Source organism: Ginsengibacter sp. (assembly GCF_057362405.1).
In genome coordinates this window covers 1-5922 of record NZ_JBMQQG010000052.1, presented here as the reverse complement: position 1 = coordinate 5922, position 5922 = coordinate 1, and the positions used below count along the sequence as shown (strand labels likewise).

The following is a 5922-nucleotide window of genomic DNA, read 5'->3' as shown; positions in this document are numbered from 1 at the left end:
TTCCACCAATCAAAATTTTCGGTTGGCACATTTTCTTTGCGCCTTGTGTTATTGGCTTTTACAACCACAAAGTTACTTCCGCCATGCAGCAATGATGTCACATCAAATTGGAAAGGAGTAAACCCCCCTTTATGCCCTCCAGCCTTTTGTCCGTTTACATACACAACGGCTTCATAATTCACCGATTTGAAATAAAGAAAATATTTTTTACCCGCTTGAACGGAAACATTAAAATCATGCTCATACCAAACTGTTCCTTCATAAAACAACAATCTGTCATTTTGTGAATTCCAATCGCCAGGAACATTGAGAGTTGGCGATTTTGCAAAATCATATTCTATCAAATCTGATTTTGATTGTTGCTCTTTATTTTTATAAAAATTGTTACCGCCTGTTTCGTACGGATCAATAATATAATGCCAGCGTCCATCAAGGTTTTGGATGTTTCGGGCGTCAATGTTCTGAATAATGTCAACCTGGGCATTTACAGAGAGAACAACGCAACAAGTAATTAAAAAGAAAAAGGACTTTTTCATCTTTAAACAAATATGGTTTAAATATGAATGTACTAAAAAGTGAATAAAGACGAAATCTTAACTTCTACTTTCAAATTTCAGGCTCACATCGATTATCCCTAACAGACCTAACGGCTACGTGTAGACTGAAAATATCTCTTGAGGCCGAACAGAGGAACCCGTGGCTTCTTCACAGACAGCATCAGGAAAGAATAACTGTGCAATAGACAATCCTGATTTTCTTATTGAATATGGGTAAATTAAGAAGTTCGCTTGTTGACAGATTGAAAGTTTTCTTCTGCGATGATTAACTTCTTCATGGATAAACCACTTTAGTTTGATCATGAATTAAATAAATTCAAATACTATACATTTTTTGAAAAACTAATTTTCATTTCATCTATTTGATGCATGTTCCCAAATAACATTATTTTCATTCTTTCCCGGATAATAGTTTCCGGCGATGGATTAATAATGAATTTCCCTTCCTCGTTCTTAATTCCAAGGCAATTCACCCCGGTATTGTTCCAGTTAATAATTTCAAAAATTGATTTGTCTTTTAGCGATTGCGGTAATTCTTCGTAAGGAACGGATTCTATGTTTATAGACTCTGCCGCATCTCCCCAAAGGTTATTAATAAATTCAATTACATCAGGCTTTGATATTAATGTAGCCATGTGTGAACCGCCAATCATTTCAGGTAATATAACGTGATCGGCACCGGCAGTTTTCAATTTTATAACGGTGTTTTTATGCTGGGCCCTGCTGATGATCGTTAGCGCCGGATTTATTGATCTCGCTGATAGAACAATAAATACGTTGTCGGCATCTGCAGGTAATGTAAGTAATAATGCCTTAGCTTTTTTAATACCTGCTTTATTAAGGATCTCATCGTCTGTTGCATCGCCGTGAATATAAACCAGCGATTTATTTTCACTCAACCAGTTCGTGATGTGGGATTCGGATGTATCTATAACAACGAAATCTATTTTATGTGCCGTTAAGATTTGCGCAGCCTGCTCTCCATGGCGGCCAAATCCGCAAATTATTACATGATTGGAAAAGTTGTCGATTGAAGTCATAAGCTTTCGGTTTTTAAAATAAGCTGCCATTTCTCCACTTACAATATATTTTGTGAGGCTGCTGAGTGCATAGGTGAAAATGGCAAATGAAGTAATAATAAATGTTATGTTGAATATCTTTCCTGCTTCAGATAACGGTTTTACCTCATGATACCCGATAGTAGCTATTGTTATTACTGTCATGTACAATGCATCAATAAAAGAATAGCTTTCAACTATCATGAAGCCAACCACGCCGATGAGCATAACGATCACCAGTACACTAAACCAAATAAGAAATGGAGATATTTTTTTTAAGTGCACTATATGATTAAAGTTTTTGGTATTTTTTAGATGGCAACATACAATTACCTATAACTAATTGTTATTGTTTCTAATTGTCTGTGAGCACCCGGCCGTAATTAAAATACAAACTATTACTTAAAGAGTACTATTTTTTTGCCAAATGTGCGGAGGTAATTTATCAGATCGCCGGGACTACGGGTTTTGCCAAAGGTGCCTTCTATAACGTCTGCATTTCCAGGTATTCTTTTTTTGAAGCCAGGCATATCTTTGTGACCAAAATATATTTTATACAATAATGCTCCATCTGTTTGTTTTTGAAATGCTTCCGAAGTAAAGTCAGAAGGTTTCGTATTCAAATTTGTAGCCCGGTTGCCTGTTCCATTTCCGTGTTTACCGTGGCACGAAATGCAGTATGAAACATATAATTCTTTCCCCGACTTTATTGAAGCGCTATCCGCCGTTACAGGGTTTTTCATGTTTTGATATTTTTCAGGAACTTTCCAGGGATCATCCTGTTGGATTTTGAATGAATATAAAATTGCAATTACTGCAACAACACCCAGGGTCGCTATTAAGCTCTTCATGTCACATAATTTTAAAGGTTCATAAAGTAATTGCCAAATTTAGAGAGGAACAGATTTTACTATTATGACGTAGGTCATCGTGCTTTATGTTTAAAATCACTGGCGCCATTGCTGATAACCAACCCTTTAAATCAATAGTCTTCTCATTGCCGGATAATACGCCCACTGTAGTATGACCTATATCATCTCATTTTTGACAGCAGAACTTCTGATTTAAGCCCGACTGTTACACACTCATTTGAACGATAGGCGACGGATGTAACGGCGGACGATAAACGTAGTTTTTAACCATACTGCTTCTAAAATAAAGGCAACAATTATGTTCCGCAGACAACTCTTTAAATAATAAAAGATCAAACCCTTTAATAAGGAAAGATATCCACTATTGCTCCCGCGAACATGATACCAAAATCATATTTACGCCTAACCCCAATCATTATTTTTATTTATACGAATAGATATTTTGTGCAAACAATTTATTTTTTTACTTCAAAATAAATAAAATGAGAAAGTTATTGCTGCTAATAATATTTTCCCCGTTATTGGCCAGCTATGCACAAAATTGGGAGAAAAATTATGACTACGTGGATGACTGCGTATGTGGTCTTTCACAGGTTAAAAAAAATGGTAAAGTGGGCTACGTAAATAAAAAAGGCGTGGAAATAATAAAACCACAATACGACGAGGGATTGCCGTTTAGTGAAGGATATACAGCGGTGAAACAAGGTACCAAATGGCTCTACCTTGATAGCACAGGCAAAGCTATTACTGAAGCAATTTTTGAAGAAGCTCTCGGCTTTAGTAATGGATTGGCATCAGTTGCAAAAAATGGCCACTTTGGATATATCAACACCGCCGGCAAAGTTGTAATACCATTGGAATTTTCCAATGCGCATCCTTTTTCAGAGGGACTTGCACCTGCTGCAAACGCAAAAGGTTTGTGGGGCTACATCGATTCCAGGGGGTCGTGGGTGGTAGATCCTGTCTATGATTACACTGACAGTTTTGTAAGCGGAGAGGCAAGGGTAATGAAGGACGGTAAATTATTCTACATAGATAAAAAGAATAACAAGTTACATGACTAGAAGCGCTTTCAGTGGAAGAATTTCAACTTCGCCAGGATTGTAATAAATAGTAATACTTCAAAAATCATAATGTCTTCAAATAGATTCATTTTCGATGTTTAGAAACACGCTGCATTGATTTTTTTGATCCGCTATCTATAAATTCTTTTACATTTATTGGAAGTTTTTTAAGTTTAATTAAATTTTCCAATATGAAAAAGATAAGAATTTTATCCATAGATGGCGGTGGTATCAGGGGAATACTGCCGGGGACCATCCTTATGCAGTTGGAAAAAATACTCAAAAAAAAAGACGCCGGCAACTCCTTTAAATTAGGAGATTATTTTGATATGATTGCTGGAACCAGCACCGGCGGAATATTAGCCTGTATTTACTTAACGCCGGGTGAAAATGGAAATGCAAAGTATTCGGCAGAAGATGCACTTAATCTTTATTTAAAAAATGGGCACACCATATTTGACCGCAACTTGTTGGAAATAATATCGAGTGGCGGAGGCATATTTCACGAAAAATATGATACTGATTCATTAGACGGATTATTAAAAAATTACTTTGGTGAGGAAACCCTCGATCATTTTATTAAGCCAAGCCTTATTACATCCTATGAGATAACCGACCGCAAAGCAGTTTTCTTTTCAAGTACTGAGGCCAAATCGGAGGCCATATATAATTTTAAAATAAGGGACGTGGCAAAAGCTACTTCTGCGGCACCAACCTATTTCCCGCCGGCCCACATTGAATCTCTTAATGGCCAGTTGTTTACCCTGGTGGATGGAGGTATGTTTGCCAACAATCCTGCTTTATGCGCTTACGCAGAGGCAAGAAAAATAGAATTTTCAAAAGTTTTGAATGACCAGCATAAGAAAGATAAACCTACCGCAAAAGATATGATTGTAATTTCTTTGGGCACGGGCTCAGTTAAAAAGAAATATAGTTATAAAGATTTTATGCATTCGGGCGAAATAAGATGGCTGCATCCAGTAATCGACATTCTCATGTCAGGCAATTCAGAAACAGTAGCCTACCAGTTAACACAAATGTTTCTTACCCTTGATAAAAAAGATCAAAGCAATTATGTTCGCCTGGAACCGGGGTTAAAAGAAGCCTGCTCTGAAATGGATATTGCAACACCTGAAAATATAAATAACCTCTACCAGGCAGGCCTCACTTTTGTTCATGATAATATAAAGCTCCTGGAAGGAATTGCTGACAGCCTGATAGAAAATAAGTAATTGAAAAAGGACATAACAACTGTGGCCCAACCCACTTCCTGTAGAAATTTATTAAAGTTTTGGACAGGCTAAACTTCGTCTCTCCTTTCCAGTTAGTTTCTCTCTTGGATAATGTTCCTGCCGGTCATACTTTTTTAATGGCCTTATTGTAATTGCAAGGTAAAGCCCCCCATTTTGTGATTTGTTCTTTGAAAACAGGTCGCCAAAGTTATGTAAACCAAGTAACAACGGGCCCACTTTGAAAGCGCCTCCCAACCATAACTGCCCTCTCGCATTTAAGAGCAACGGGAAATAAGCGCCTAACAATTTTGTTTCCCATCGTGGTGTAAGGGCCAGCAAATTCATATCTTTTATAAAAAAAGTATTTTTTAATGCAAGAGCAATAAGGGGCAAAGTCACTTCGGCGTTGATAAAAAAGCTTTGCCTGACATGCTTGTCTATATTAATTACCAAACGGGAAGGTTGATAGATAAAAAAATTACCCGAAAGTGTTGCAATTGAATTGGAGATACTCGCGAGGCTATCGTTGAAACTATCTGCAGTACCTGGTGATGGAAATTTATTTTCAAGAAGGGAATCTGTTATACCTTCTTTGCCTGCTATTGCCAGCCGACTTTTGGCGCTGTATCTATATTTATTTTTGCCGAGGTCCATTATCGAGATACCTATTTTGGTATCATATCCAACTTCATTAGTTTCTTCATTATCTTCATCCCGAAGCAATATATATTCAAGGCCCAGGTCGGCAGCTATCCCCGCATATGTGTTTTTTAAAAAAGCTTTTCTGTTGTCATTGTTAGAAGTTGTATGATCGATGGCATCAAAATTATTTGAGTAGCCATATTGTAAGTTGGCCGTGGTAATCGAATACCCCGTACCATTTTCGGGAGGCGTAGCACTATAGTTTACGCCCTGTGCCCTCGCATATCCTCCCGCCAAAGGTTTATTTAGTTTTAATGTTATACCTGCGTTCAGCAACCTCTTTCCATTATCAATAATTGTTTGAGCGTAGGAACCGTAAACTTCTGCCCATGCGCTTCCAACAAATTCACCCGAGAGGGGCAAAGTATCTGTATTGATTTTCATAAAATCCCTCAAGCTGAAGATTGTATCCTGCCAGTTGTATCTACTGTTCAGTG

General features: G+C 37.4%; 6 protein-coding genes. 2 read left to right on the top strand and 4 right to left on the bottom strand.

All coding sequences use genetic code 11. The features are described from left to right. The 3 genes from ACO1O5_RS04315 to ACO1O5_RS04305 all read right to left on the bottom strand — a co-directional run. Positions 1–536: sugar-binding domain-containing protein (locus ACO1O5_RS04315; RefSeq protein WP_486268609.1), on the bottom strand; the 536-nt coding region annotated here is incomplete at its 3' end. Positions 537–880: 344 nt separating this feature from the next. After that, positions 881–1900 (bottom strand): potassium channel family protein, encoded by a 1020-nt coding sequence (locus ACO1O5_RS04310; RefSeq protein ID WP_486268608.1) that lies wholly within the window; start codon positions 1898–1900, stop codon positions 881–883. A 113-nt stretch (positions 1901–2013) separates the two neighbouring features. Beyond that, complete coding sequence (locus ACO1O5_RS04305) at positions 2014–2466, bottom strand: c-type cytochrome (RefSeq protein WP_486268607.1); 453 nt, start codon at positions 2464–2466, stop codon at positions 2014–2016. Between the two features lie 503 nt (positions 2467–2969). On the opposite strand from ACO1O5_RS04305, the gene ACO1O5_RS04300 reads away from it, so the two are divergent. After that, positions 2970–3551: a WG repeat-containing protein gene (locus ACO1O5_RS04300; protein WP_486268606.1), complete on the top strand. Its 582-nt coding sequence runs from the start codon at positions 2970–2972 to the stop codon at positions 3549–3551. 191 nt (positions 3552–3742) lie between these two features. Beyond that, on the top strand, positions 3743–4783 hold the full coding sequence (locus ACO1O5_RS04295; RefSeq protein ID WP_486268605.1) for a patatin-like phospholipase family protein: 1041 nt from the start codon (positions 3743–3745) through the stop codon (positions 4781–4783). A gap of 51 nt (positions 4784–4834) precedes the next feature. Here the strand turns inward: ACO1O5_RS04295 and ACO1O5_RS04290 are convergent. After that, positions 4835–5922, bottom strand: a 1088-nt coding sequence (locus tag ACO1O5_RS04290) for a hypothetical protein (RefSeq protein ID WP_486268604.1), incomplete at its 5' end; no start/stop codon positions are given.

Bases quoted from the DNA above. Each gene is read 5' to 3' on its own strand.
- ACO1O5_RS04305 (WP_486268607.1), bottom strand. From the start codon at position 2,466: ATGAAGAGCTTAATAGCGACCCTGGGTGTTGTTGCAGTAATTGCAATT.
- ACO1O5_RS04300 (WP_486268606.1), top strand. From the start codon at position 2,970: ATGAGAAAGTTATTGCTGCTAATAATATTTTCCCCGTTATTGGCCAGC.
- ACO1O5_RS04295 (WP_486268605.1), top strand. From the start codon at position 3,743: ATGAAAAAGATAAGAATTTTATCCATAGATGGCGGTGGTATCAGGGGA.